This is a genomic window from Microbacterium pullorum, from assembly GCF_014836535.1.
GTDB lineage: Bacteria > Actinomycetota > Actinomycetes > Actinomycetales > Microbacteriaceae > Microbacterium > Microbacterium pullorum.
Genome location: NZ_JACSQP010000012.1, coordinates 38,131 through 62,734, shown reverse-complemented (window position 1 = coordinate 62,734; position 24,604 = coordinate 38,131). Strand labels below are relative to the sequence as shown.

Below are 24,604 nucleotides of genomic sequence, written 5' to 3'. Positions count from 1 at the left end.
AAGCCCGTGACGGAAACTTCTAGTACGGGTACGAATTCGAGCGACACGACCAGGCACATCTTCGTGACGGGTGGTGTCGTTTCCTCGTTGGGGAAGGGCCTCACCGCCGCGAGCCTCGGCAACCTTCTGACCGCGCGCGGGCTGCGCGTGGTGATGCAGAAACTCGACCCCTATCTCAATGTCGACCCGGGGACGATGAACCCGTTCCAGCACGGCGAGGTCTTCGTGACCGACGACGGCGCCGAGACCGACCTCGACATCGGCCACTACGAGCGCTTCCTCGACATCGAGCTGAGCGAGGCGGCGAACGTCACGACCGGCCAGATCTACTCGCAGGTCATCGCCAAGGAGCGCCGCGGCGAGTACCTGGGCGACACCGTGCAGGTCATCCCGCACATCACCGATGAGATCAAGCGCCGCATGCGCCTGCAGGCCAGCGAACAGCCGCGCCCCGACGTCATCATCACCGAGATCGGCGGCACCGTCGGCGACATCGAGTCGCAGCCGTTCCTCGAGGCGGCCCGACAGATCCGCCACGAACTCGGCCGCGGCAACGTGTTCTTCGTGCACGTCTCGCTCGTGCCCTTCATGGGCGCGTCGGGGGAGCAGAAGACCAAGCCCACGCAGCACTCCGTCGCGGCTCTGCGCTCCATCGGCATCCAGCCCGACGCACTGGTGCTGCGCAGCGACCGCCCCGTCACCGAGTCGAACAAGCGCAAGATCGCGCTCATGTGCGACGTCGACGAGGATGCCGTCGTCAACGCGATCGACGTGCCGAGCATCTACGACATCCCGACCATGCTCAACGAGCAGAGCCTCGACGAGTACATCGTGCGGGCGCTGAACCTCGGCGAAGCCACCGAGGTCGACTGGACGCGCTGGAACACCGTGCTGCAGGCGGTGCACAACCCCAAGCACGAGGTGACGATCGGTCTGGTCGGCAAGTACATCGACCTGCCCGACGCGTACCTCTCGGTGACCGAGGCGCTCAAGGCCGGCGGCTTCGGCCAAGACACGAAGGTGCAGATCACCTGGATCCCCTCCGACCTGTGCGAGACGCCCGAGGGAGCGGCCAAGGCACTCGCCGGCGTCGACGGCATCGTCGTGCCCGGCGGCTTCGGCATCCGCGGCATCGAGGGCAAACTCGGCGCGCTGCGCTTCGCGCGTGAGCAGGGCATCCCCACGCTCGGCATCTGCCTCGGACTGCAGTGCATGGTCATCGAGTACGCGCGCAACGTGGTCGGCCTCGAGGGGGCGTCCTCGAGCGAGTTCGACCCCGACACCGAGTTCCCCGTCATCGCGACGATGGCCGAGCAGGTCGACATCCTCGCCGGCGGCGACCTGGGCGGCACGATGCGCCTGGGCCTGTACCCCGCGAAGCTGACCGAAGGGTCGCTCGCCGCGGAGCTGTACGGCGCCGACGTCGCCCACGAACGGCACCGCCACCGCTACGAGGTGAACAACCGGTACCGCGATCAGATCGCCGAGGCGGGCATGGTGTTCTCCGGCATCAACCCCGACCTCGGGCTGGTGGAGTACGTCGAGCTGCCGCGTGACGTGCACCCGTACTACATCGCCACCCAGGCCCACCCCGAACTGCGCTCGCGCCCCACGGCGCCGCACCCGCTGTTCCGGGGCCTCGTCGCCGCGGCGGTCGAGCGCCACCGCGCCAGCGAACTGTTCGACGTGGACAATGGCTGACCACTCTCGTGCGGGGTCCGGGCGCGAGCCCGGGCCCGGCGCCCAGCTGCGCGACGAGCCCGCCCGGTACGAGGTGCTCGACAGCGAACTGGTCTACGAGGGCCACGTGTGGGACGTGCGGCACGACACCGTGCGCTACGGCGACGGTGAGATCGTGCGGGACTACATCGCGCATCCGGGCGCCGCTGCTGTCGTCGCGCTCGACGACGCCGGGCGCATGCTGTTGATCCAGCAGTACCGGCACCCGATCCGCACGCGCGACTGGGAGATCCCCGCGGGGCTGCTCGACGTCGAAGGCGAGCCCCCCGCCGAGGCCGCCCGGCGGGAACTCGCCGAAGAGGCGGACCTCGTCGCCGCGCGGTGGGAACCGCTCGTGAGCTTCCACAGCTCGCCCGGCGGAAACGACGAGGTGCTCCACGTCTTCCTCGCCCGTGACCTGTCGGACGCGCCCGAGGTGCATGCGCGCGCCGAGGAGGAGAGCGACATCCGCCTCGAGTGGGTGCCGCTGGACGAGGTGCTCACCGGCGTGCTCGACGGGCGCCTGCGCAACGGCCCCCTCGCGATCGGTGCCTTCGCCGCCGCGGAACGTCTGCGTCGAGCCGAGGCGTGACGTGCAGGTCGACCGCGCGGTCGACGCGTATCTGCGCCATGTCGCGATCGAACGCGGGCTCTCGCCGCACACCAGCGCCGCGTACCGCCGGGACCTCGCCGGCTACGCGCAGTGGCTCGACGCCGCAGGGATCGGTGACACCGACGAGGTGACGGCCGATGTCGTGTCGGCGTTCGTCGCCGACCGCGCGGCCGCCGACCCGCCGCCGGCGTCGTCGAGCCTCGCGCGCCTGCAGTCGGCGGTGCGCTCGTTCCACCGCTTCCTCGCGCGGGAGGGCATCGCGACCGAAGACCCCACCGGGCGGCTGCGCCCGCCCAAAGCCGCCCGGCGCCTCCCCAAGGCGCTGACGATCGCGCAGGTCGAAGCGCTGCTCGATGCGTCGGGCCCCGCCGCCGAGGATGCCGCGCCGGGAGACCTCGTGGGGATGCGGGACCGCGCCCTGCTGGAGCTGCTGTACGCCACCGGAGCGCGCATCTCCGAGATCGTGCAGCTCGATGTCGACGACCTCGCCCACGGCGACGTGCTGCGGGTGCGGGGCAAAGGCGACAAGGAACGCATCGTGCCGATCGGGTCGTACGCGCGCGCCGCGCTGGACGCGTACCTCACCCGGGTGCGACCCGAGCTCGCCCGGCGGGGCGCGGCATCGCCTCGCCTGTTCCTCGGCGTCCGCGGCGCACCGCTGTCTCGTCAGAGCGCCTGGGCGGTGATCGGCCACGCCGCCGAACGCGCCCAGCTGACGGCGCACGTGTCGCCCCACACGCTGCGGCACTCCTTCGCCACCCACCTGCTGCAGGGCGGCGCCGACGTGCGCGTCGTGCAGGAACTGCTCGGCCATGCCTCGGTCGCGACGACCCAGATCTACACCTACGTCTCGCCCGATGCGCTGCGCGACGTGTACGTCACGGCGCACCCCCGCGCCCGCTGACGCGCCCGACGGCTTTTCACGGCCGTGGCCCGTGCGCGACACGGGGGTGCGCGCCAGACTGTGGTCATGTCGAATCCCACTGCGGCATCGGTGCGCCCGCCGCGAGCGCTCGCGATTTTCTGGATCGTCGCGGCCGTCGCCGGATGGATCGTGTCGTTCCTGCTCTACCAGGAGTACATCGGCCAGCTGGTGGGCGCCGACCCGCTCATCTCGTGCGAGATCAGCGTGCTCGTCACGTGCGGTCCCAACCTGCTCTCACCCGGCGGCAACCTGCTGGGCTTCAGCAACTCCATCATCGGCATCACCCTGTTCCTCGGCCCCGTCTACGCCGGGGCGAGCGCGCTCGCCGCCCCGCAGGGTCTGCGCCTCTGGTACTGGCGCGTGTTCACCGCGTTCCTTCTCGGCGGATTCCTGCTGGTGCACCTCTTCGCCTACCGCAGCGTCTTCGAGTACGGGTCGCTCTGCCCCTGGTGCATGGTGGTGTGGCTCGTGACCATTCCGTTGTTCTGGTTCACGCTCGGCTGGGCGGTCCGCGACGGGGTGTGGGGGCGGATGCCACGCGTCGGTCAGATGCTGCTGACCTGGGCGCCGCTGATCACCGTGCTGAACTACGCGCTCATCGCGATCGTCGCGCAGCTGCGACTGGACGTGCTGGGAAGCCTCTGACCGCGGATTCGCGCGACGACGACCTCTGCTGGCATTGTGTGTGGCTGGGCCCTTCGGGGCACGTGCACCCACAGCGAAACAGAGAGAGAGTCACGCAATGAAGCTCCGTCCCCCACTGGCCGCCGTCGGACTCGTGGTCGCGGGTCTGCTGACCCTCAGCGCCTGCTCGGCCGCCCAGTTCCCGACCGAGGGTGCCCAGCCGCAGCGCGATGAGACCAGCGGGCAGGTCACCGAGGGCCAGGAGGACGTCGACGTGTTCTCCATCCGTGTCGGCGACTGCATCAACTCCGCCGCCGTGATCGAAGAGAGCCAGCTGCAGAGCATCCCGGTCGTGCCGTGCAGTGAAGAGCACGAAGACGAGGTCTACCACGCGTTCGACTCGTCCGTCTCGGGTGAGGAGTACCCCGGCGAGGACGTGCTCCTGGACGAGGCGGACACCGTCTGTGCCGGCGACGCGTTCACCGAGTTCATCGGTGTTCCCTTCACCGAGTCGGTGCTGGACTACTGGCCGATGTACCCGAGCGACGGCTCGTGGGCGTCGGGTGACCGCGAGATCCTCTGCATGGTCTACGAAGGCGCGAACCTGCTGACCGGCAGCCTCGCCGGCGCCGCGCGCTGAGCCGGATCTTCGCCTCGCAGAACCCCGGAGGGCACGCAGCCGCGCGCCCTCCGGGGTTCTCGTCACGGGCGACTACACTCGACGCAGGGGATCGCAGAGGCAGGAGCATCGGTGGCGGGTAAGGCACAGGCGGCGAAGGCTGCAACGGGGGACACTCCGATCGGTCCCACCGGTCGTCCTTATCACGGTTTCCCGACCCCGCCGAAGCTCGACGGTCACGGCCCCGCACGCATCATTTCGCTCTGCAACCAGAAGGGCGGCGTCGGCAAGACGACGACCACCATCAACCTGGCGGCCTCGCTCGCGGAGTACGGACGCCGCGTGCTGGCGGTCGACTTCGATCCGCAGGGCGCGTTGTCGGCGGGCCTCGGCATCCAGACGCACGAGATCCCCACGATCTACGACCTGCTGCTGGACAGCAAGCGCGATCCGCACGAGGTCATCGTGCGCACCGCTGTCGAGAACCTCGACATCCTGCCGGCCAACATCGACCTGTCCGCGGCCGAGGTGCACCTGGTCAACGAGGTCGCCCGCGAGACGATCCTCGCCCGCGTGCTGCGCAAGGTCGCGGGGGAGTACGACGTCATCCTGGTCGACTGCCAACCGTCGCTGGGTCTGCTCACGGTCAACGCGCTGACCGCGAGCCACGGCGTGCTCATTCCGCTCGAGTGCGAGTTCTTCGCGCTGCGCGGTGTCGCCCTGCTGATCGAGACGATCGACAAGGTGCGCGACCGCCTCAACCCGACCATCACCCTCGACGGCGTGCTGGCCACGATGTACGACCCCCGCACGCTCCACTCCCGCGAGGTGCTGGAGCGCGTCGTCGACGCGTTCGGCGACGACGTGCTGGAGACCGTCATCGGCCGCACGGTGAAGTTCCCGGATGCGTCGGTGTCGGGCGTGCCGATCACCGAGTTCGCACCGGAGCACCCGGCTGCCCAGGCCTACCTGCGGCTGGCGCGGGAGCTGGTCGCCCGTGGCGCCGTCGCCTGACGACGAGCTGTCTCCCGCCGTCGACGCGCCGGCACCCACCGCGGCGCCGGACACGGATGCCGCCGCGGCGGGGTTCCGCGTGTCGCTCGACGTCTTCGACGGTCCCTTCGACCTGCTGCTGTCGCTCATCTCCCAGCACGAGCTCGACATCACCGAGGTGTCACTCAGCCGCGTGACCGACGAGTTCATCGCGTACCTGCGTGCGATGCAGACCGCGGAGCAGCTCGACGAGGCATCCGGGTTCCTCGTCGTCGCCGTCACCCTGCTCGACATGAAGGTCGCCGGCCTCCTGCCCCAGGGGGAACTCGTCGACGCCGAATCGGTGGCGCTGCTGGAAGCGCGTGACCTGCTGTTCGCGCGCCTGCTGCAATACCGCGCCTTCAAGGAGGTGGCGGGCTGGTTCGCCGAGCGACTGCAGGCCGAGGACCGTCGCCACACCCGCTCGGTGCGCCTCGAGGAGAAGTACCGCCGCGCCGTGCCGGAGCTGGTGTGGACCCTCTCGCTCGACGACTTCGCCGCCCTCGCGGTGCTCGCGATGACGCCCAAGGAGATCCCGCACGTCGGGCTCGACCATCTGCACGCGCCGCTGGTGAGCATCCGCGAGCAGGCTGCGGTCGTGGTGACGCTGCTGCGCGCCGCCGGCACCCTCAACTTCCGCGACCTCATCGCCGGGGTCACCCAGACCGGCGTGGTCGTCGCCCGCTTCCTCGCGGTGCTGGAGCTCTACCGCCACGCCGCCCTGTCGTTCGAGCAGCTCGAGCCGCTCGGCGAACTCACCCTCCGCTGGACCGCCGAACGCTGGTCGGACGACAGCCTCGCCTCTCTGGGAGCCGACTATGACCGATGACCCTTCACTGCCCGCCGACGAGGCGGTCTTCGCGACCGATGACAGCGAGCAGCCGCGCGAGCGCCCGCAGGACGTGGCATCCGTCGCGGAGCGCCTGGAGGCGATCCTGCTGGTCATCGACGAGCCGCAGCCGCTCGTGAGCCTCGCGGCCGCCGTCGGCGCGCCCACGGCCGCCGTGCGTCAGGCGATCGAGACGCTCGTCGCCGACTACGACGGTCAGGCCGGCGGGCCCAGGCGCGGGTTCGAGCTGCGGGAAGTGGGTGGCGGCTGGCGCCTGTACGTGCGTGCCGAGCACGACGACCTCGTGTCGGAGTTCGTCAACGCCCAGGCCCCCTCGCGGCTGTCGCAGGCGGCGCTGGAGACCCTCGCCGTCATCGCCTACAAGCAGCCGGTGACGCGCAGCCAGGTGGCCTCGATCCGCGCCGTCAACGTCGACTCGGTGGTGCGCACGCTCGTCGCACGCGGACTCATCACCGAACTGTTCACCGACCCCGAGACCGGGGCGATCAACTACGGCACGACCGACGCGCTGCTGGTCAACCTCGGCATCAACTCGCTCGACGAGCTGCCGCACATCTCGCCGCTGCTCGACGACGGCGCGGATGGATTCGACGTGGAGGGCCTGCGATGAGCCCGCAACAGGGCGATGGCCCGGATGGAGAACGACCGATGGACACCGAAGGCGTACGACTGCAGAAGGCGCTGGCGAACGCGGGCGTGGCGTCGCGCCGCGTCTCGGAGCAGCTGATCGTCGAGGGGCGCGTGCGCGTGAACGGCGAGGTCGTCACCGAGCTCGGCTCGCGCATCGACCCGGAGACCGCGCTCATCGAGGTGGACGGCACCGTCATCCAGCTCGATCAGTCCAAGCGCTACGTCATGCTCAACAAGCCCACCGGCGTCGTCAGCACCATGAAGGACGAGAACGGCCGACCGGACCTGCGCCAGTTCACCCAGGACTGGGAGGAGCGGCTGTACAACGTGGGCCGATTGGATGCCGAGACGTCGGGGCTGCTCGTGCTCACCAACGACGGCGACCTCGCGCACGTGCTCGCACACCCCTCGTTCGGGGTGACGAAGGTGTACATCGCCAAGGTGTCGGGGCGCGTGACCGCGCAGACGATCTCGCGGCTGACGAAAGGGATCGACCTCGACGACGGACCCATCGCCGCCGACAAGGCGCGACTGCTCGACACCTCGGGCGGCGACAGCGGCACGAGCCTGGTCGAGCTCACCCTGCACTCCGGCCGCAACCGCATCGTGCGCCGCATGATGTCGGCCGTCGGGCACCCTGTCGTCGAGCTCGTGCGCCGCCAGTTCGGCCCGCTGCACCTGGGAACCCTCCCGGCGGGACGGGCACGTGAGTTGACTACAGTGGAACGCGGCGCGCTGCTGACTTTGGCGCGCGCTGCGACGGAGGAGCCGTCGCCGGGCGACCAGGAGACGCAGTGACCGATACGACACCAGGGCCGCTCGCCGCGCGCGTGCAGGGCCCCGTGCGCATCGTCGGTGCGGGCCTGCTCGGTTCCAGCATCGGCCACGCGCTGACGGCGCTCGGCATCGACGTAGCCCTCGACGATACGTCGCCCGCCCAGCTGCGTCTCGCCGTCGACTATGGGGCCGGCCGCGCCGCCCGCGACGACGACGACCCCACGCTGGTGATCGTGGCGGTGCCGCCGGATGTCACCGCCGATGTGATCGAGCGCGAGCTCGCCGCCCACCCGCGCGCCGTCGTCACCGATGTCGCGAGCGTCAAGCTCGAGCCGCTGCGGCAGCTGCGCGCCCGCGGTGTCGACCTCACCCGTTACATCGGCTCCCACCCGCTCGCCGGGCGCGAACGCGGGGGAGCCATCGCCGCCCGCGCCGACATCTTCATCGGTCGGCCCTGGGTGGTGTGCCGTGACGGCGAGACCCGTGCCGGTGACCTGGCCCTCGTCGAGGCGCTGGCGCTGGACCTCGGGGCCACGCCCATCGAGATGAGCCCCGAGGAGCACGACCGCGCGGTCGCGCTGACTTCCCACGTGCCGCAGCTGGTCGCGAGCCTGCTGGCCGGCCGGTTCGTCGACGCCCCCGACGGGTCGCTGCGCCTGGCCGGTCAGGGTGTGCGGGACACGACGCGCATCGCGGCATCGGCCCCGGAGCTGTGGGTGCAGATCCTCGGCGCCAACGCCGCGCCCGTCGTCGATGTGCTCGACGCGCTCGCCGCCGACCTCACCGCCGTCGCGGCGGCGCTGCGCGACCCCGACGCCCCCGGCGCACGCCGCGGCGTCGCCGACACGATCCGCCGCGGCAACGACGGCGTCGAGCGACTGCCCGGCAAGCACGGCCAGAACCGGCGCTTCGAGCCGGTCGTCGTGATGGTGGATGACCGCCCGGGTCAGCTGGGGCGCCTGTTCGGCGACCTCGGCGACATCGACGTCAACGTCGAAGACCTGCGCCTGGAGCACTCTCCTGGCGCCCAGTTCGGCCTCGCCGAAGTCAGTATCGTCCCGGCCGCCGTGCGGCGCACGGTCGACGGTCTCACCGAGCGCGGCTGGAAGATTGCGAGCACCAATGACTGACCCCCGCACCGAGACCGCTGCGGCCGAGCCGATCGTCGTCGCGATCGACGGACCGGCCGGCAGCGGCAAGTCGAGCGTGTCCAAGCAGGCCGCACGGCATCTCGGCTTCGGCTACCTCGACACCGGCGCCGCCTACCGTGCGCTGGCCTGGCACGCGCTCGAGCGGGGCGTGGACACCTCCGACGCGCTGGCCGTGCTCGATGCCGCCGGCGACTTCGATTACGCCATCTCGCTCGACCCCGACGACTACTGGGTGCGCGTGGGCGCCGCCGAGGTCACCGACGCCATCCGCGAGCCCCGCGTGTCCGACGCCGTCAGCGGCGTGGCGCGCGTGCCGGCGGTGCGTGAGGCCGTCAACGCGATGTTCCGCGCGCTCGTGGCATCCTCAGGCCGCCCCGGCGTCATTGTCGAGGGCCGCGACATCACGACCGTCGTCACCCCCGACGCGCCGGTGCGGATCCTGTTGACCGCCGCCCCCGAGGTGCGCGCGGCCCGCCGCAGCGCCGAGGTCGCCACACAGGACGCGACCGCCGTCGCCGACGCCCTGCACCGCCGCGACGCCGCCGACGCGCAGGTGGTGGACTTCTTGACCGCCGCACCGGGAGTCACGGTCATCGACTCGACGGCATTGGATTTCGAACAGACTGTGGACGCCGTGCTCAACGTCGTCCGCGCAGAGACAGGAGCGCAACATGGGCGCTGAAGAAGAATACGAAGGCGGGCCCGACAACCTCGCCGAGAAGCTCGCCGACATCGATGAGCAGCTGGCCGACCAGCGCGCCGCCACGCTGCGCGCGACGCTGTCGGACTACGAGCTCGACGACGAAGACACCGACCTGCTGGCCGGCACCGAGCAGGGCGAAGACGGCGTCGAGTACCTTCCGGCTCTGCCGGTGGTCGCGATCGTCGGTCGTCCGAACGTCGGCAAGTCGGCGCTGGTCAACCGCATCCTCGGTCGCCGCGAGGCGGTCGTGGAGGACACCCCCGGGGTGACCCGCGACCGCGTGACCTACAAGGCCGAGTGGATGGACCGCCGGTTCACCATCGTCGACACCGGCGGCTGGGAGCCCGACGCGCGCGGCATCGACCGCTCGGTCGCCGCCCAGGCCGAGATCGCGATCGATCTGGCCGACGTGGTGCTGTTCGTCGTCGACGCGATGGTGGGCGCCACCTCGACCGATGAGCACGTGGTGAAGCTGCTGCGCAAGAGCGGCAAGCCCGTGTTCCTCGTCGCCAACAAGATCGACGACCAGCGCCACGAGCCCGAGGCCGCAGCCCTGTGGGCCCTCGGCCTCGGTGAGCCGTACCCCGTCTCGGCCATCCACGGCCGCGGCGTCGCCGACCTGCTCGACGAGGTCATGAAGGTGCTGCCGGAGGTCTCGGCCGTCGCCAAGCAGGAGATCGGCGGCCCCCGCCGCGTCGCGATCCTGGGGCGCCCGAACGTCGGCAAGTCGTCGCTGCTGAACAAGGCCGCCGGCGAAGAGCGCGTCGTGGTGAACGAGCTGGCCGGCACCACCCGCGATCCGGTCGACGAGGTCGTGGAGCTGGGCGGCAAGCTGTGGCGTCTGGTCGACACCGCCGGCATCCGTCGCCGCGTGCACCTGCAGCAGGGTGCGGACTTCTACGCGTCGCTGCGCACCTCGGCCGCGCTCGAGAAGGCCGAGGTCGCCGTCGTCGTGCTCGATGTCAGCCAGCCGCTGAGCGAGCAGGACGTGCGCATCATCGACCTGGTGCTCGAGTCGGGTCGCGCCCTCGTGCTGGCGTTCAACAAGTGGGATCGCCTCAACGACGACGACATGGAGAACATGGACCGTCGCCGCTACCTCGAGCGCGAGATCGAGCAGGACCTCGCCCACGTGGCGTGGGCGCCGCGCGTCAACATCTCCGCGCTCACCGGCCGTCACCTCGACAAGCTGGTGCCGGCGCTCGAGACGGCGCTGGCGTCGTGGGATCAGCGCATCCCCACGGGCAAGTTCAACGCGTTCCTCTCGGAGCTCGTGGCCGAGCACCCGCACCCGCTGCGCGGTGGCAAGCAGCCGCGCATCCTGTTCGGCACGCAGGCATCCACCCGTCCGCCGACATTCGTGCTGTTCACGACCGGGTTCCTCGACCCGGGCTACCGCCGGTTCATCCAGCGCCGCCTGCGCGAGCTGTTCGGCTTCGAGGGCACGCCGCTCGTGGTCAACATGCGCGTCCGGGAGCGCCGCCAGCGCTGACCCGCGCCGCCGCCGCTGCGCCCGCCGAGCCGCCCGCGCCGCTGAGAAACCACTTTCCGGCTGAGACATCACGCTCTGCGTGGTTTCCCAGCCGGAAAGTGGTTTTTCGCGTGAAGGGGTGGGCGGATGCCGCCGCGCGCGAGCGGCCCGGCGGCGGCGGGACGGCGGGCGGATGCCGCGGCGCGCGTCAGCGGATGACGAAGCGGTCGAAGCGGTCGGTGGGCACGCCGTCGAGAGCGACGGGGCGGGCATCGGCGGCGGTGCGGGGGAGCGGGGCGCGCGCGCCGGTCTCGCGGAACCGCTGCAGCGCCCACGAGCGCACCCCGGCATCGGCGAGGCGGCAGCCGAGCTCGGCGAGCCCCGACTCATCGATCGCGCCGGAGTGCACCGTGGTGCGCACCTCGTAGCCCAGCGGCCGGTCCGTGTGCTCCCGCGCGAGGTGCGCGCCGAGTACCAGCTCCAACGACCGCCACGCGCGTTCGCTCGAGCCGGAGCGCCCCGTGACGGCGGCGTAGTCGCGGGCGGTGGTCTTGATGTCCAGGCCCACCCAGTCCACGAGGGGCAGCACCCGCCCGAGCTGCAACGGGTAGGCGCCGCCGGTGTGCAGCCCCACGGCGAACCCGCGCTCACGCACCGCCGCCATCGCCGCGCCGAGCGCCGGCTGCATCGTGGGTTCGCCGCCCGAGAACACCACGGCATCCAGCAGGCCGACCCGCGAATCGAGGAACGCCGCCAGCTCGTCCCAGCTCATCGCCGCCGCCGCGCGCGGCGGGATGAGCGCCGGGTTGTGGCAGTAGAAGCAGTCCCACGGGCATCCCTGCAGGAAGACCGTCGCCGCCAGCATGTCGGGCCAGTCCACCGTCGACAGCCGGGTGAGCCCGGCGATGCGCAGATCCTCGGGGGAGTCGGCTCTCACGCGGAGGCCCCCACCGGCTGCGGCGCGGCATCCTTGGTCTGGTCGAAGTACACGCGCTCGGCGGCTTCGCCCTTCTTGCCGATGTTGAACGACGACACGGGACGGAAGTACCCCATCACGCGGGTCCACACTTCGCAGTCGGCGCCGCACCGCGGGCACGTGGGCAGGTCGCCGGAGAGGTAGCCGTGCGCGGGGCAGATCGAGAAGGTCGGGGTGATGGTGATGTACGGCAGCCGGAAGCGCTCCAGCGCGCGACGCACGAGCGCCTTGCAGGCGCGAGTGGATGCCACGGCCTCGCCCATGTACAGGTGCAGCACTGTGCCCCCGGTGTACTTGCCCTGCAGTCCTTCCTGCAGCGCCATCGCCTCGAACGCGTCGTCGGTGTAGCCGACGGGCAGCTGGGACGAGTTGGTGTAGTACGGGTTCTCCTCGGTGCCGGCGTGGAGGATGCCTTCGTAGCGGGCGATGTCCTCCTTGGCGAACCGGTAGGTGGCGCCCTCGGCCGGGCTCGCTTCGAGGTTGTACATGTGGCCGGTGGCTTCCTGGAACTCCACCATGCGTGCGCGCACGTGGTCGAGGATGCGGCTCGCGAGGGCGACCCCCGACTCGGTGGTGATGTCGTCGGCGTCGCGGGTGAAGTTGCGCACGAACTCGTTCAGTCCGTTGACGCCGATCGTCGAGAAGTGGTTCTCGAGCGAGCCGAGGTAGCGCTTGGTGTAGGGGAAGAGTCCGCCCTGGATGTGACGGTCGATCACGATGCGCTTGGCCTCGAGGGTGTCGCGGGCGATCTCTAGCAGCTCGTCGAGCCGCGCGAACACCGCCTGCTCGTCGCCGGAGTGCACGAAGCCGAGCCGGGCGCAGTTGATCGTGACGACGCCGAGCGAGCCGGTCTGCTCGGCCGAGCCGAACAGGCCGTTGCCGCGCTTGAGGAGTTCGGTGAGGTCGAGCTGCAGCCGGCAGCACATCGACCGGATCATGTGGGGGTCGAGGTCGGAGTTGATGAAGTTCTGGAAGTACGGCAGACCGTACTTCGCCGTCATCGCGAACAGTGCGTCGACGGCCGGGTCGTCCCAGTCGAAGTCCTTCGTGATGTTGTAGGTCGGAATCGGGAACGTGAACGCGCGGCCGTCCTCGTCGCCCTCGGCCATGACGTCGATGAACGCCTGGTTGAGCAGCGCCATCTCGGCGGTGAGGTCGCCGTAGGTGAAGTCGCAGACCTTGCCCCCGATGAGCGGACGCTGGGAGGCGAGGTCGTCGGGTACCGTCCAGTCGAAGGTGAGGTTGGTGAACGGGGTCTGCGTGCCCCAGCGCGAGGGCACGTTGAGGTTGAAGACGAACTCCTGCATGGCCTGACGCACCTCGGCGTAGGTCAGCTGGTCGAGCCGCACGAACGGGGCGAGGTAGGTGTCGAACGAGCTGAACGCCTGAGCGCCGGCCCACTCGTTCTGCAGCGTGCCGAAGAAGTTCACCATCTGGCCGAGGGCGCTGGAGAGGTGCTTCGGGGGCCGCGACGAGATCTTGCCGGGCACGCCGTTGAAGCCCTGCTCGAGGAGGGTCCGCAGCGACCATCCCGCGCAGTAGCCGGCGAACATGTCGAGGTCGTGGATGTGCAGGTCGCCGTCGCGGTGTGCGGCGCCGGCCTCGGGGGCGTAGACCTCGTCGAGCCAGTAGTTGGCGATGAGCTTGCCCGAGGTGTTGAGCATGAGTCCGCCCAGCGAGTAGCCCTGGTTGGCGTTGGCGTTGACCCGCCAGTCGGCGCGCGAGAGGTACTCGTTGATGGTCGTCCCGACGGTGACGGAACGAGCGGCGGGGGTGGCGGGCGGGGTGGTCATGTGTGTCCTCTGGGCGGGGAAGGTGCCGGCGGATGCCGCCGACGCAAGCATTCGGGATCACCACTATATATAGGTGGTCAGACCTCACGTACAAGGCATATGTAGTGGCTACAACCGGATGGCGCGAGTCGCGCGAGGTGGATTGTGAAGGCCTACAGCATCGCGCGCCGCTCCCGCATCGGCGCCGATGTCGGGTGTATAGGAGGCTCTGGCAGGCCGCGCCGCGAGCGGTGGGCGGTCGTGTGACAGGGTGGGAGGGTGACCATCGTCCCTCCCGCTGCGGATGACCCGCGGCGCCCCGAAGCGAAGCGCGATGCGGGCGATGCCTGGGTCGTGGCCGACGACGGCACCCGGTACTGGGGGCGGTTCGGCGCTGCGGGGTTGCTCGCACTCGACGATGAACGCGGCATCCTGCTGCAGCATCGCGTGGCGTGGAGCCACTTCGGGGGCACCTGGGGTCTGCCTGGCGGCGCGCGTCACGAACACGAGACCGCGTGCGACGCGGCGCTGCGGGAAGCAGCGGAAGAGGCCGGCGTGCCGCGCCGGGCTGTGCGGGCGCGGTTCCTCAGCACGCTCGATCTCGAGATCTGGACCTACGGCACGCTGCTGGCCGATATCGTCACGCCATTCGAGCCCGTCATCAGCGACCCGGAGAGCCGGGAGCTCTCCTGGGTGCCGGTGGCCGACGTCGACACGTACCCTCTGCATCCGGGGTTCGCCGAGTCGTGGCCGGCGCTGCGCGCCCTGCTCGAGGTGCGTCCCGCCGTGGTGGTGGATGCCGCGAATGTCGTCGGATCGGTTCCCGACGGCTGGTGGCGCGACCGGGCGGGCGCGGCCTCGCGGCTGCTCGCCCGCATCGCCTCGTGGGCGCACGACGGCGTCCCGGGGGCCGCGCTGGACCTGCCCGACGGGCGCTGGTACCCCGAGGTCTCGGTGGTGCTCGAAGGTGCCGCCCGCGCGGCGGCTGACGAACCCGGCGTGCACGTCGTGCGGGCCGAGGCTGCCGGCGACGACACGATCGTCGCCGAAACGGCGCGCCTGGTCGCGGCCGGGCGACGAGTGAGCGTCGTCACCGCCGACCGTGAGCTCGCCGGGCGAGTCGCCCGGGTCGGTGCCGGGGTGCACGGCCCCGGGTGGCTCCGCGAGATGCTTCCCGCCGACGCGTAGCCACGGCGCGCGGGTACGACGAAGGGCCGACAGCCTGAGCTGCCGACCCTTCGCGGTGTCAGTGTTCGCGGTGTGTCAGTGAGCGGCGGCGAGTGCCTCGTCGTGCGGGGCGTCGTCGGGCACCGCGGGCTTGCGCACGAAGCACGCCAGCACGACGGCCGCCGAGGCGACGATCGCACCGGTGAGGAACGCGGCGTGCACGCCCGAGGCGGTCGCGGCGATGGCATCCGCCCCTTCGGCCATGGCCGACGCGGCCTGCACCGACATGAGGGTGACGAACACGGCGGTGCCGGCGGCACCCGCGACCTGCTGGATCGTGCCGACGATCGCGCTGCCGTGCGGGTACAGCTTGCGTGGCAGCGACCCGAGCGCCGACGTGAGGAGAGGGGTGAACACGAAGCCGAGACCGAGGTTGAGGGTCATGTGCACCGCGACGATCCAGCCGATCGAGGTCGACGCGTCGAACGTGGCCATGCCCCACAGCGCCGCGGCGGCGACGACCATGCCGGGGATGACGAGCGGGGTGGGGCCGTACTTGTCGAACAGCGAACCCACGATGGGCGCGATGGCGCCCATCAGCACACCACCGGGCAGCAGCATGAGGCCGATCGTGAGGGTGTCCAGCTGCAGGACCGATGCGAGGTAGATCGGCAGCAGCACGAGCGAGCCGAACAGGGACGCCATCACGATGACGACGAGGGTGACGGCGAGGCTGAAGGCCTTGGACTGGAAGGTGCGCAGGTCCAGCAGCGCGCTGTCGGTCTTCTGCAGGTGCAGCTGGCGGGCGACGAAGGCCACGAGGCCCGCCGCGCCGATCAGGAGCGGCACCCACACCGGCACGATCGCGTTGCCCGATGCCGCCTCGCCGATGGAGGAGAGTCCGAAGATCAGGCCGCCGAAGCCGAGCGCCGAGAGCACCACGCTGAGTGCGTCGAAGCGCGCGTGGGTGGTCTCGGTGACGTTGCGCACCCACACGGCGCCGAGCGTGACGGCGATGAGGGCGATCGGCAGCACGAGCCAGAACAGCCAGCGCCAGTTGAACGCCGACAGGATGATGCCCGAGATGGTCGGGCCGACGGCGGGGGCCACCGCGATGACGATGGAGATGACGCCCATCATGCGGCCGCGGTGCGAGGCCGGCACGATCGTGAGCACCGTGGTGAACAGCAGCGGCATCATGATGGCCGTGCCGGAGGCCTGCACGATGCGACCGACGAGCAGGATGCCGAAGCCCGGGGCGAGGGCGGCGATGAGCGTGCCGATGATGAACAGGCTCATCGCGGTGAGGTACACCCCGCGCAGCGGGAAGCGCGCCAGCAGGTAGCCGGTGAGCGGGATCACCATGGCCATCGTCAGCAGGAAGCCGGTGGTGAGCCACTGGGCGGTGCTCGCGGTGATGTCGAGGTCGATCATGAGGCTCGGCAGTGCGACGCTCATGATCGTCTCGTTGAGGATGACGACGAACGCCGAGATCACGAGCAGCGCGATCACGACACCGGGACGGGGAACGGATGTGGGAGGGGCCACCGTGGGCTGGGCGCCCGTGGTGGAAGGAGTCTTCTCGAGGGTCACGAGGGTCTTTCTGTCGTACGCGTCGCGCGCGACCGCGCAGTGGCGGTGGCGGAACGGGAAAAAGGGTCGGCGAACGTGGGTCGCCGACGAAGAAGGGTCAATCATGACAGATTCTGCCATGTTGGCGCAATCTGTAGGATGGCGGCATGTACAGCGTGACGACGCAGCCCGAAGAGCTCGACGACGAGCCCGTCGGCCTGCGCGAGCGACGGCGACGCGAGACGCAGCGCGAGGTGTCGGATGCCGCGCTCGAGCTGTTCGAGCGCAAGGGCGTCGCCGCGACCACCGTGGACGAGATCGCTCGCGCCGCCGGCATCTCTGCGCGCACCTTCTTTCGCTACTACCCGACGAAGGAGGATGCCGCCTTCGCGCCAGACGACGACACCGCAGCGGCGGTGCACCGCGACACGCTCGCCGCGATCCGCGCGGGGGAGCCGGTCGCGGCGGCACTGGAGACCGGCTGGCTGCGGCTGCTCGAAGCCTTCGACGCCCGCCCCGACACCCACGACCGCTCGTTGCGGTTGCGTCGCCTGGTGCACGCCGAGCCGGGGCTGCTGGCCGTGGCGCTGCGGAACGAGGCGGCCAGTGCGGACACGCTGACCGATGCTGCGGTCGACGCGGCGAAGGCCGACGGCGACGTGCTCACCGCGCGGGCGCTCATCACTGCCGTCAGTTGCACGGTGCGCCTCGCGTTCGACGAGTGGGCGCGCCGCGTGGAGCTCGGCCAGACGTCGTCGGTGCGGGAGATCTACCTGGGCCTGCGGCGCGGACTCGCGACCTACGCCCACCAGTTCGACGCGGTGGACGATCGCGGCTGACCCGGGCGCACGTGCCGCCGGTCGGTGCGCGAGCCGCCGGTCGGTGCGCAGCGGTCAGCGGCCGCGCAGGCGGTCCGTCTCGCGACGCTCGCGTTTGGTGGGGCGCCCGGCGCCGCGGTCGCGGGTCGGGACGAACGCCGTCAGCTCCCGCGGCGGCGGGGGCGGGGTGCGGTCGTCGACGGCCGCAGCAGCCAGGGCCGCGCCCACCCGCTTGGTGATGGTCTGGCGCACCACCAGGATGCGGTCGAAGCCGGCGACGCGCACCCGCAGCTCATCGCCGGGGCGCACCGGCTGCGCGGCCTTCGCGCGCTCGCCGTTGACGCGCACATGACCGGCGCGGCACGCCGTCGTCGCCGCGGACCGCGTCTTGTACACGCGCACCGCCCACAGCCACGCGTCGACCCGGGCGGGCTTCACGGCATCGGTCATCGTGGCATCCTTCCCCGCAGAAACCGCACGGCGCCGAACGCGATGAGGCCCTGTCCGATCGTGTAGGTGACCATGACGGCGACCCCCAGGATGTCGGGCGCGCCGGCGACGAAGATGTCGAACGCGAGCAGGGTGTCGGATGCCAGGAAGAACAGGGCGCCGACGACCACGGCCGGGTCGCATCGGGTCGCGGCGACCGCCGTGCCACCCAGCACCAGTCCGTAGATCGCGACTCCCACAGCGAGCGAGCCGAGCAACGGCCAGAGCACGAGGACCAGGACGATCCACCACACGGCGTAGCCCGCCGACCAGCGGGGGAGCGGTCGCTCGGCGAGATAACGCCAGAACAGGGCGATGTAGCAGGCGTGCGCGAGGCCGAACGTGAGCAGCATGATGGGCAGCTCGTCGTCGAAGAACGGGAAGAAGAACGCCGCGCCATCGCCGAGCCACGACAGCGCGAGCGCCATGAGGAGCACCGAGTGGGGCGCTCCCCAGCGCGTGCCGCGCAATGCCCACATCGCCGCGAGGGCGAGCGCGGGCATGAGCGCGAGCTTGGTCGGGTAGGCCAGGTCGGAGTCGACGGCCAGCAGGACGACGTGCACCAGCGAGACCACCGCGTAAACGGCGAACCCCCACCACCAGGACCCGGCGAGGGCGGGTCGCAGGGTGGTGTTCACCGGGGAGTGGGTATGGGCAGGCACGGCGCTCCTTCGTGCGGCATGGCTCTCATCGTACGGTCCCACCCGCGCGGCGCGACTCGCCGTCAGCCGGCGAGGGCGCGCTGCACGATCGCGATGTGGGGCTTCGGCCGGGCGACCTCATGGAATCCGGCCGCTTCGAAGGTCGTGAGCGCGCCGTGGTACAGGTCACTGGTGCTGGTCTTCTGTACCTGCACGTCGATCGGGTAGGCCTCGACCACGCGGGCGCCGCCGTCGCGGGCGAAGTCCACCGCGGCATCGAGCAGCGCCCGGTTCAGGCCCTGGCCGCGGAACTCGCGGCGCACCACGAAGCAGCTCACCGCCCACACGTCAGGGTCATCGAACGGGTCGGGGCTCGCGGCGTAGTTGCGGGTGTGCGCGAGGCGAGGCTGCCGCGTGCGCGGCCCGACGCGCACCCACGCCGCGGGTGTGCCGTCGAGGTAGGCGACCAGGCCCGGCGGCGAACCGGAATCGATCTCGGCGCGGAACAGGTCGCGGCGTTCGTCCACCGTCGTGGCATCAAAGTCCTTCGCGCGCAGCAGCCACCACATGCATTGGCAGCCGGCCGCGTCGCCGCCGTCCGAGAACGCGTACTGGATGTCGTCGAAGCGGTCGGGGGTCGCCGCCTGGATGCTGATCTCAGCCATGCCGTGACCGTAGCGGCGGGTGCCGACACCGACAAGCCTTCTGCTGATGCGGGGCGCCGCACCCGGGCTGCGCGTTGGTTCGCGCGCGCCGCGCGGAGCGGCTAGCATAGGGGAGTTGTCCGCGAGCGGACAGCAGAAGACCGGGATGTGGCGCAGCTTGGTAGCGCACTTGACTGGGGGTTAAGTGGTTTACCACTCTTCGGTCGGCCCGAACAACTGAAAAACAATGCCACGGGCTGTGGCGCAGCTTGGTAGCGCACTTGACTGGGGGTCAAGGGGTCGCAGGTTCAAATCCTGTCAGCCCGACAGAAAATCCCTGATGAGAAGCAATTTTCATCAGGGATTTGTTGTTTCTGAACGTCGTTTTCTCTGGTCCCCCTCTGGTCCCCCTGGACAGGTTGGCGTGGTCGACCTGTGGATGGCAGAATCCGTCGCATGACCTGTCTGTGGACAAGGGGACCAAAAGGGGACCAGAACGGTGGAAATCCACGACTGAGCCGCTCATAGCCCGCGTCCCGTGCCCTGCCGCGGTCGTCCCGATGGGTTCCGACGAGTGTCTCTGCTGAGGAAGGCGTTGGCTTGTTCCGCGGCGGAGGCGAGGTGGCGGTCATCGGGGTGGAGGTAGCCGCGTGTCGTCTCGATTGATGCGTGTCCGAGGATCTCTTGGAGGACATGGAGCGGAACCCCGGCGTCGGCGAGCCAGGTGGCGCCGGTGTGTCGGAGACCGTGTCGGGTGAGATTCGGCAGGCCGAGGTCAGCAACGACCTGGTCCCAGCTGGTCGCATCGCGAACGGTGGCCGTCGTGAGGAAGCCGCCCCGTGGACCGACGAGGAGTGGTGTGTCCGATTGCTTGAACGCGCAGAGTCGTTTCAGGACCGGCCGGAGTGGGTCGAGAATCGGCACGCGACGCTCTTTGCGGCTCTTGGTTGGTTTGGTGATGAGGCCGCCCCTGCCGGGAAAGACTTGTCGTCTGATGATGACGAGGTTCTTTGTGAAGTCCACGTCGCCAACTTGAAGTCCGGAGACTTCGGAAGAACGTGCTGCCAGCAGAGCTGCGAGCATCACGAAGTCTGAATAGGACTGATGGACGGTGCCGCAGGCGGAGGCGAGCTGGTTCAGTTTCTGCAGGTCAGGGATCGCGTGTGCGCGCGGGGCAGCATCTTCGGCGGGTTGGATTCGGAAAGCGTTTCGATGGAGACTGCGCTTCGCACGGTGTTTGGCGGGATTGATTGTGATCAGGCCGTCACGAACGGCTTAGTCGAGTACCCGCACGAGTGGGGCGATGGTGTTCTTGATCGTCGATGCGCCGTACTGCTTCTCCCAGTCATCGATCGTGCGGTCGATCATTCCAGCGGTGATCTGAGTGACGGGCAGATGGCCAAGCGCCGGGAGAACTCGTAGCCGAAGACCGTACCGGTAGTTGTCTCCGGTAGAGGTCATATCGAGGCCGCGTGCCCATCGATCCTCGATCGAGGTGAAGAACTCCAGGAGCGTCATGGAGACGTCCATTCCCTTGACCGAAGAATTACGGAGCGTTTCGAAGAATGCCCGTGCGGTTGCCTCGTCCTTCACGATCTCGGTACGGATCACGCGCTGCTTGGTGAGCGGATCGGTCCAGCGTGCCCGCGCTCGAATCCCGTAGGAGCGTCGTTCCATGTCGGTGGAGATCCTCACCCCGATCGGTGGCACCGGTCGGGGTGAGGACTCTGGCATCGGCTCAACTGGGCGCGCCATGGTGCGGCTCCAATTTCTGCAGCCATTCGTCGATGGCTTCGAGCCGGTACCGGGCGATACCGCCGAGCTTGATGAATGGTGGCCCGGTCTCCGCGGAGCGCCATCGAGACAATGTCGATTCGGAGACCTTCAGGTACGAGGCGACCTCTCGACTATCCAGCAATGGTGAGACGGGCGCGGTCGCTTCTGCCGCGTTGCTCATGGCTCCTCCTGCGGAGGATCGCCGAGCGAACGGTAGAACTCGTCCTCAGCTGCTTGACGACGCTGAACGTCATCAACCACGAACTCGACAAAGTCGGCTTCACGGTCGGTGATCATTGACTCTTCGGAGGGGGTAGGCGGCTCTTCGCCGGGCCAGGTGGCTTGCCGTGTGGGGCGATCACGATCGAGTCGAGTCCCGGAAGTAGCGACCCAGTCGCGGAGGCGAAGGCGAGCATCCGCAAAGTCGCGATGCCACCCCAGCGGTGCGGATCCATTTTGGTTGGGGTCATAGGCGCACAGCCAGTGCAGATGCAGCGCTGACAGCTCCCACACGAGTTCGGGATGACGGTGCCAATAGGGCGGGATCACTGCGGCCGGGAGCCCGTAAGTGCGGCGGAGCCAGTCGACCCAGCGATTCAGCTCCAGCCACTCAACCTCCGCGTCGTTCGCGGTGAGGAGATTCCAGTTGATCGGATGCGGTGGTTCAGCCACGAGCGATTCGTCGTAGTCATCCTCGTCGCGCCCTTCGTGTGCTTCAGCGGTGGGAACGAAGTCACTCATGATGCCCGCTCCTGCTCAGATGCTGACCGCAGGAGCGACATCTGACTGCGCTCGTGCTCGGGCGGGGGATTCAAAAGGGGAAGCATCACGACCGGTCGATTCGCGCATGTTGCTGTCGCGATGGGGTCCGCGATCGACCTCGTACTGGGTGCGTGCAACGTCGTGACCGAAGCGGGAGACGATGAACTCCTCGGCTGCGACGCTCTGGCCGTCCTTCTCGTAGCTGTACTCGCGCACGCGCCCGGTGGCGATGAACTTGTCGCCCTTGTGGAATCGAGTGACTCCTTCTTCGGCTGCGCGCCGGAAGGCACTCATGTCGTGGAAGGACGGGTCGAGCTGCGTGAAGCTTCCGTCTGGGGTCTGCTGCGAATGCTCTATGCCGATCCGCGCGTAGAACCGCGCGGTGCCGTCCTCGGTGTAGGTCAGACGGGGCTCGGTCGCGATGAATCCTGTGATGGCTTGCTGGGTGTCGATGGACATGACGACTCCTTGATCTGTTGGGGCGGCCATCGGATGCGATGGCTGCTGCAACAGGCAGGTGCGCGCTGCGCCCCAGCGCGGATCATGGCGTGGCAGGGCGTTCCAACAGCGACTCAACCGCCGCACGATCTGCTTTGAGCTGTTGACCGTCGGAGCGCTCGGGCCAAGGGTGGAGGTCAGTGATGATGGGGGGCGCCGACCGGAGCAAGATGACCCCGGTGCCAAACGGCAACGTGCGAATGCGGTCGGGCGGCAAGATCGGTACGCGACGGATGGAACGCTGGTTCGAGCGCGAGCCATGGTCACCGAGAGTGACTGAGTCGGTGAACTCGTCACGTTCGCCAATCAGCGTTGAGAGGTCTTGAAGGTCTCGTGAGTTAGAGGCGCCACCGAGGATGATCTTCGCGATACTGGCGTCCCAGATCGCTGCCGACTTGTTCTCTGACCACTTGTCCCGCGCCTGGGCAAGGGATTGGAGCACCGGCATCGTTGTAATGCCGGTGCCCCCTCCTTCCGCCATGAGTGTGGGCAGCGAAGGTAGCGGCGCAAGGTTTCCGATCTCGTCGAGCGCAAACAGCAGTGGCGGGTCGAGCCGTGCGCCGGGTGATCGAGCAGCCATGCGACGGGCGGTCTCGACAAGGTCTTCAACGAGAGCTGCGACGAGAGCTGCACTGTTCCCGGCCCCAACACCCGTCGCCAGAAGATAAAGCGTGCCACGGTCACGGATGAAACTCTCGGGATCGAACTGCTCGCCTTCTCCCGGGCTGACAGCATCCAGCACTCTCGGGTCGGCCAGCGCCGACAATGCGAGCGAAACACCCTGCCAGATACTGTCGCGCGTGCGCGGGTCGGCGTCGAGCGTTGCCTCCAGCGAATCTGCCCACCCCGTGGCTGCCAGCGATGAGCCCGTCAGGATGGCTACAGCCTCTGCCGCTGCCGATGGGTCGAGAGTCCATCGGAACAACTCAGCCGGACTCCGATGATCGAGCGCGGCCGCGTGAAGGAGCGCCTGCAGAGCGATGCGCGTCTTTCCCTCCCAGAATCCTCCACCCTCGACGCCGCCAGCGGACAGCTCGGTGGTCGCAGCGAGACCAGTGGCGCGAATCATCGCGGTCAGCGGGTCCTCACACCCCCGAATGGGCGACCACCGCAGCCCCGAGGAGACGCCTTCAGCAAGATGCTGAGGATCAAAGACAGCGACCGGACCGACCCGTTCGCGTGCGCGCATCGTTGCCGTCAGGTTGTCGGGCCGGGTCGACGTCGTCACCACTGCACCCGGCGCATCGAGAATCGCTGGGATCACAATGTGCAGGCCCTTACCTGAACGCGGCGGCCCGATGAGAAGGATCGAGTCTTCGACGCTGGCCCACACCTGCTTGCCGTGCGAGCGCCCGAGCAGGTAGCCCACGTCCGCGGGTTCTGGCTGTTCCAGTGAAGGGCGAAGCGTCACAGCACGGCGCAGGAGCGCCTTCGCCGACGCACTGGTTACAACCTCGCGACTGCTGGCAGTTCCCGCGAGCCGCCGCGGGTCGGCATCGGCCCGGTGCGAGTGCCGACGCCAGCGGACCCAAGCCCACCCGATAGCGCTCCCGAGCAACAGGAGCAGTAGTACTGCAATCGACCAGTAGAGAATTGCATTCAGCCCTGGCGCCCGCAGCACCTCGGCCGGGTTAGTCGGGTTGAACAGCAGGGCGACCCCGCCAGCGATCCCCACCTGTGGCTGTCCAGAGCCAGCGAGGAATGCCGCAACCGAACCCGCAGCTCGCAAGACGACGGCGACCCCGAAGACTGCGATCAACGCGATCATCAGGAAGTTGGTCAACTCATCGCCGAAACCCCGACCCTGACCGTGTGGGGTGCTCACGATGGCAAAGATTCGGTGACGATGACGCCGGAGATGCGTCCGATGAGCAATATCTCCGATCGGTGATCCACGAGTTGGCTCATATCGATAACCGCACGAGCGCTCCCGTCAGCGGATCCTTCAGCACTGGAGACTGCCAGTGCTACGGTGACGTCCTCGCCGGGGATGAATCCGGACCCGATGACCTCGCTGAGCTGATGTGTTGGGCGATGTCGCGCTCGCCGCGTCGTGCTGGGCAATTGAATGTCTGCGATGGCTTGTTCTCGTCGCGCCGCATGGACGATGTCGGTGAACACCGAGCCATCGAACTCGTGTACTTCAACTCGGACAGTGCGAGTGCGGTGGTCGGAGACTGCATCGAGAACATCACCAAAGCGTGCCCGACTCCAAGAGGCATCCGTCGTTGGAGGCGGGAAGTCGCGCCCGTCGTAGCTGACGGTCATGGTTCCGCGCTCGTTGACCGTGATAACTGCGAGTGGGAGGGCGGAGGGCGATACGGGCGGCGATTCCGCAGGACTATTGCGATTGCTCATGCCACGGAGGTGCGCGT

Annotated in this window: 27 protein-coding genes and 1 tRNA gene; 15 read left to right on the top strand and 13 right to left on the bottom strand. The window is 69.0% G+C overall.

From position 1 onward, the window contains the following. Window positions 1-6: 6 nt before the first annotated feature. The 12 genes from H9651_RS14065 (at window position 7) to der (ending at window position 11,135) form a co-directional block, all read left to right on the top strand. The gene (locus H9651_RS14065) at window positions 7-1,701 is read left to right on the top strand and encodes a CTP synthase (RefSeq protein WP_191719956.1); all 1,695 of its coding nucleotides are present in this window, start codon (window positions 7-9) and stop codon (window positions 1,699-1,701) included. Further along, a complete protein-coding gene (locus tag H9651_RS14060; RefSeq protein WP_191719955.1) occupies window positions 1,694-2,311 on the top strand; it encodes an NUDIX domain-containing protein in 618 nt (205 codons plus the stop codon). The genes H9651_RS14065 and H9651_RS14060 overlap by 8 nt, the downstream gene beginning before the upstream one ends. Window position 2,312: 1 nt before the next feature. Continuing rightward, on the top strand, window positions 2,313-3,236 hold the full coding sequence (gene xerD / locus H9651_RS14055) for a site-specific tyrosine recombinase XerD (protein ID WP_191719954.1): 924 nt from the start codon (window positions 2,313-2,315) through the stop codon (window positions 3,234-3,236). A 66-nt stretch (window positions 3,237-3,302) separates the two neighbouring features. Next, window positions 3,303-3,902 (top strand): vitamin K epoxide reductase family protein, encoded by a 600-nt coding sequence (locus tag H9651_RS14050; protein ID WP_191719953.1) that lies wholly within the window; start codon window positions 3,303-3,305, stop codon window positions 3,900-3,902. A gap of 97 nt (window positions 3,903-3,999) precedes the next feature. Continuing rightward, window positions 4,000-4,521 carry a septum formation family protein gene (locus tag H9651_RS14045; protein ID WP_191719952.1) on the top strand — a complete coding sequence of 174 codons (522 nt, stop codon included), beginning with the start codon at window positions 4,000-4,002 and terminating at the stop codon, window positions 4,519-4,521. A 111-nt stretch (window positions 4,522-4,632) separates the two neighbouring features. Further along, a complete protein-coding gene (locus H9651_RS14040; RefSeq protein WP_191719951.1) occupies window positions 4,633-5,514 on the top strand; it encodes a ParA family protein in 882 nt (293 codons plus the stop codon). Continuing rightward, window positions 5,498-6,361, top strand: coding sequence for a segregation and condensation protein A (locus H9651_RS14035; protein ID WP_318244889.1), 864 nt, complete (start codon window positions 5,498-5,500; stop codon window positions 6,359-6,361). Before H9651_RS14040 ends, H9651_RS14035 begins: the two co-directional genes overlap by 17 nt. Next, window positions 6,351-6,992 carry an SMC-Scp complex subunit ScpB gene (scpB, locus tag H9651_RS14030; RefSeq protein WP_191719949.1) on the top strand — a complete coding sequence of 214 codons (642 nt, stop codon included), beginning with the start codon at window positions 6,351-6,353 and terminating at the stop codon, window positions 6,990-6,992. Before H9651_RS14035 ends, scpB begins: the two co-directional genes overlap by 11 nt. 38 nt (window positions 6,993-7,030) lie before the next feature. Further along, window positions 7,031-7,810: a pseudouridine synthase gene (locus H9651_RS14025; RefSeq protein ID WP_191719948.1), complete on the top strand. Its 780-nt coding sequence runs from the start codon at window positions 7,031-7,033 to the stop codon at window positions 7,808-7,810. Beyond that, complete coding sequence (locus tag H9651_RS14020; protein WP_191719947.1) at window positions 7,807-8,919, top strand: prephenate dehydrogenase; 1,113 nt, start codon at window positions 7,807-7,809, stop codon at window positions 8,917-8,919. The genes H9651_RS14025 and H9651_RS14020 overlap by 4 nt, the downstream gene beginning before the upstream one ends. Then, the gene (cmk, locus tag H9651_RS14015; RefSeq protein WP_191719946.1) at window positions 8,912-9,622 is read left to right on the top strand and encodes a (d)CMP kinase; all 711 of its coding nucleotides are present in this window, start codon (window positions 8,912-8,914) and stop codon (window positions 9,620-9,622) included. Before H9651_RS14020 ends, cmk begins: the two co-directional genes overlap by 8 nt. After that, entirely contained in the window at window positions 9,612-11,135 is a 1,524-nt protein-coding gene (der, locus tag H9651_RS14010; RefSeq protein WP_191719945.1) for a ribosome biogenesis GTPase Der, read from the top strand. Before cmk ends, der begins: the two co-directional genes overlap by 11 nt. A 187-nt stretch (window positions 11,136-11,322) precedes the next feature. Here der and H9651_RS14005 read toward each other — a convergent pair whose 3' ends face one another. Continuing rightward, on the bottom strand, window positions 11,323-12,051 hold the full coding sequence (locus H9651_RS14005; protein WP_318244888.1) for an anaerobic ribonucleoside-triphosphate reductase activating protein: 729 nt from the start codon (window positions 12,049-12,051) through the stop codon (window positions 11,323-11,325). Beyond that, a complete protein-coding gene (locus H9651_RS14000; RefSeq protein ID WP_191719944.1) occupies window positions 12,048-13,883 on the bottom strand; it encodes a ribonucleoside triphosphate reductase in 1,836 nt (611 codons plus the stop codon). The genes H9651_RS14005 and H9651_RS14000 overlap by 4 nt, the downstream gene beginning before the upstream one ends. A gap of 258 nt (window positions 13,884-14,141) precedes the next feature. On the opposite strand from H9651_RS14000, the gene H9651_RS13995 reads away from it, so the two are divergent. Then, complete coding sequence (locus tag H9651_RS13995) at window positions 14,142-15,050, top strand: NUDIX domain-containing protein (RefSeq protein ID WP_191719943.1); 909 nt, start codon at window positions 14,142-14,144, stop codon at window positions 15,048-15,050. Window positions 15,051-15,125: 75 nt separating this feature from the next. Here the strand turns inward: H9651_RS13995 and H9651_RS13990 are convergent, their stop codons facing one another. Then, entirely contained in the window at window positions 15,126-16,727 is a 1,602-nt protein-coding gene (locus H9651_RS13990; protein WP_225216816.1) for an MDR family MFS transporter, read from the bottom strand. A 41-nt stretch (window positions 16,728-16,768) separates the two neighbouring features. Here H9651_RS13990 and H9651_RS13985 point away from each other — a divergent pair, with 41 nt between their 5' ends. Beyond that, the gene (locus H9651_RS13985) at window positions 16,769-17,440 is read left to right on the top strand and encodes a TetR family transcriptional regulator (protein WP_191719942.1); all 672 of its coding nucleotides are present in this window, start codon (window positions 16,769-16,771) and stop codon (window positions 17,438-17,440) included. Between the two features lie 54 nt (window positions 17,441-17,494). Here the strand turns inward: H9651_RS13985 and H9651_RS13980 are convergent, their stop codons facing one another. The 3 genes from H9651_RS13980 to H9651_RS13970 all read right to left on the bottom strand — a co-directional run bounded on the left by H9651_RS13980 (window position 17,495) and on the right by H9651_RS13970 (window position 19,214). Further along, complete coding sequence (locus tag H9651_RS13980; RefSeq protein ID WP_191719941.1) at window positions 17,495-17,869, bottom strand: RNA-binding S4 domain-containing protein; 375 nt, start codon at window positions 17,867-17,869, stop codon at window positions 17,495-17,497. After that, window positions 17,866-18,546, bottom strand: a complete 681-nt coding sequence (locus tag H9651_RS13975) for a lysoplasmalogenase family protein (RefSeq protein WP_318244887.1) — start codon at window positions 18,544-18,546, stop codon at window positions 17,866-17,868. The genes H9651_RS13980 and H9651_RS13975 overlap by 4 nt, the downstream gene beginning before the upstream one ends. A gap of 86 nt (window positions 18,547-18,632) precedes the next feature. Continuing rightward, a complete protein-coding gene (locus H9651_RS13970) occupies window positions 18,633-19,214 on the bottom strand; it encodes a GNAT family N-acetyltransferase (protein ID WP_191719940.1) in 582 nt (193 codons plus the stop codon). A gap of 232 nt (window positions 19,215-19,446) precedes the next feature. On the opposite strand from H9651_RS13970, the gene H9651_RS13965 reads away from it, so the two are divergent. Next, window positions 19,447-19,520, top strand: a tRNA-Pro gene (locus tag H9651_RS13965). Window positions 19,521-19,715: 195 nt separating this feature from the next. Here the strand turns inward: H9651_RS13965 and H9651_RS14820 are convergent. The 7 genes from H9651_RS14820 to H9651_RS13935 all read right to left on the bottom strand — a co-directional run bounded on the left by H9651_RS14820 (window position 19,716) and on the right by H9651_RS13935 (window position 24,497). Continuing rightward, window positions 19,716-20,333, bottom strand: a complete 618-nt coding sequence (locus H9651_RS14820) for a tyrosine-type recombinase/integrase (RefSeq protein ID WP_225216821.1) — start codon at window positions 20,331-20,333, stop codon at window positions 19,716-19,718. A gap of 135 nt (window positions 20,334-20,468) precedes the next feature. After that, window positions 20,469-20,870, bottom strand: coding sequence for a hypothetical protein (locus tag H9651_RS14815; RefSeq protein WP_225216815.1), 402 nt, complete (start codon window positions 20,868-20,870; stop codon window positions 20,469-20,471). A 61-nt stretch (window positions 20,871-20,931) separates the two neighbouring features. Next, the gene (locus H9651_RS13955) at window positions 20,932-21,150 is read right to left on the bottom strand and encodes a helix-turn-helix transcriptional regulator (protein WP_033107407.1); all 219 of its coding nucleotides are present in this window, start codon (window positions 21,148-21,150) and stop codon (window positions 20,932-20,934) included. Continuing rightward, window positions 21,147-21,710: a hypothetical protein gene (locus H9651_RS13950; RefSeq protein WP_191719939.1), complete on the bottom strand. Its 564-nt coding sequence runs from the start codon at window positions 21,708-21,710 to the stop codon at window positions 21,147-21,149. The genes H9651_RS13955 and H9651_RS13950 overlap by 4 nt, the downstream gene beginning before the upstream one ends. Window positions 21,711-21,725: 15 nt before the next feature. Next, window positions 21,726-22,190 (bottom strand): single-stranded DNA-binding protein, encoded by a 465-nt coding sequence (locus H9651_RS13945; RefSeq protein ID WP_191719938.1) that lies wholly within the window; start codon window positions 22,188-22,190, stop codon window positions 21,726-21,728. Between the two features lie 82 nt (window positions 22,191-22,272). After that, window positions 22,273-24,054, bottom strand: a complete 1,782-nt coding sequence (locus H9651_RS13940) for a type IV secretory system conjugative DNA transfer family protein (protein ID WP_191719937.1) — start codon at window positions 24,052-24,054, stop codon at window positions 22,273-22,275. Further along, window positions 24,051-24,497, bottom strand: coding sequence for a hypothetical protein (locus tag H9651_RS13935; RefSeq protein WP_191719936.1), 447 nt, complete (start codon window positions 24,495-24,497; stop codon window positions 24,051-24,053). The genes H9651_RS13940 and H9651_RS13935 overlap by 4 nt, the downstream gene beginning before the upstream one ends. Window positions 24,498-24,604: the final 107 nt, after the last annotated feature.

Bases quoted from the DNA above. Each gene is read 5' to 3' on its own strand.
- H9651_RS14060 (WP_191719955.1), top strand. From the start codon at position 1,694: ATGGCTGACCACTCTCGTGCGGGGTCCGGGCGCGAGCCCGGGCCCGGC.
- H9651_RS14050 (WP_191719953.1), top strand. From the start codon at position 3,303: ATGTCGAATCCCACTGCGGCATCGGTGCGCCCGCCGCGAGCGCTCGCG.
- H9651_RS14045 (WP_191719952.1), top strand. From the start codon at position 4,000: ATGAAGCTCCGTCCCCCACTGGCCGCCGTCGGACTCGTGGTCGCGGGT.
- scpB (WP_191719949.1), top strand. From the start codon at position 6,351: ATGACCGATGACCCTTCACTGCCCGCCGACGAGGCGGTCTTCGCGACC.
- H9651_RS14025 (WP_191719948.1), top strand. From the start codon at position 7,031: ATGGACACCGAAGGCGTACGACTGCAGAAGGCGCTGGCGAACGCGGGC.
- cmk (WP_191719946.1), top strand. From the start codon at position 8,912: ATGACTGACCCCCGCACCGAGACCGCTGCGGCCGAGCCGATCGTCGTC.
- der (WP_191719945.1), top strand. From the start codon at position 9,612: ATGGGCGCTGAAGAAGAATACGAAGGCGGGCCCGACAACCTCGCCGAG.
- H9651_RS14000 (WP_191719944.1), bottom strand. From the start codon at position 13,883: ATGACCACCCCGCCCGCCACCCCCGCCGCTCGTTCCGTCACCGTCGGG.
- H9651_RS13990 (WP_225216816.1), bottom strand. From the start codon at position 16,727: ATGATTGACCCTTCTTCGTCGGCGACCCACGTTCGCCGACCCTTTTTC.
- H9651_RS13985 (WP_191719942.1), top strand. From the start codon at position 16,769: ATGTACAGCGTGACGACGCAGCCCGAAGAGCTCGACGACGAGCCCGTC.
- H9651_RS13980 (WP_191719941.1), bottom strand. From the start codon at position 17,869: ATGACCGATGCCGTGAAGCCCGCCCGGGTCGACGCGTGGCTGTGGGCG.
- H9651_RS13970 (WP_191719940.1), bottom strand. From the start codon at position 19,214: ATGGCTGAGATCAGCATCCAGGCGGCGACCCCCGACCGCTTCGACGAC.
- H9651_RS14815 (WP_225216815.1), bottom strand. From the start codon at position 20,870: ATGGAACGACGCTCCTACGGGATTCGAGCGCGGGCACGCTGGACCGAT.
- H9651_RS13955 (WP_033107407.1), bottom strand. From the start codon at position 21,150: ATGAGCAACGCGGCAGAAGCGACCGCGCCCGTCTCACCATTGCTGGAT.
- H9651_RS13950 (WP_191719939.1), bottom strand. From the start codon at position 21,710: ATGAGTGACTTCGTTCCCACCGCTGAAGCACACGAAGGGCGCGACGAG.
- H9651_RS13945 (WP_191719938.1), bottom strand. From the start codon at position 22,190: ATGTCCATCGACACCCAGCAAGCCATCACAGGATTCATCGCGACCGAG.
- H9651_RS13935 (WP_191719936.1), bottom strand. From the start codon at position 24,497: ATGACCGTCAGCTACGACGGGCGCGACTTCCCGCCTCCAACGACGGAT.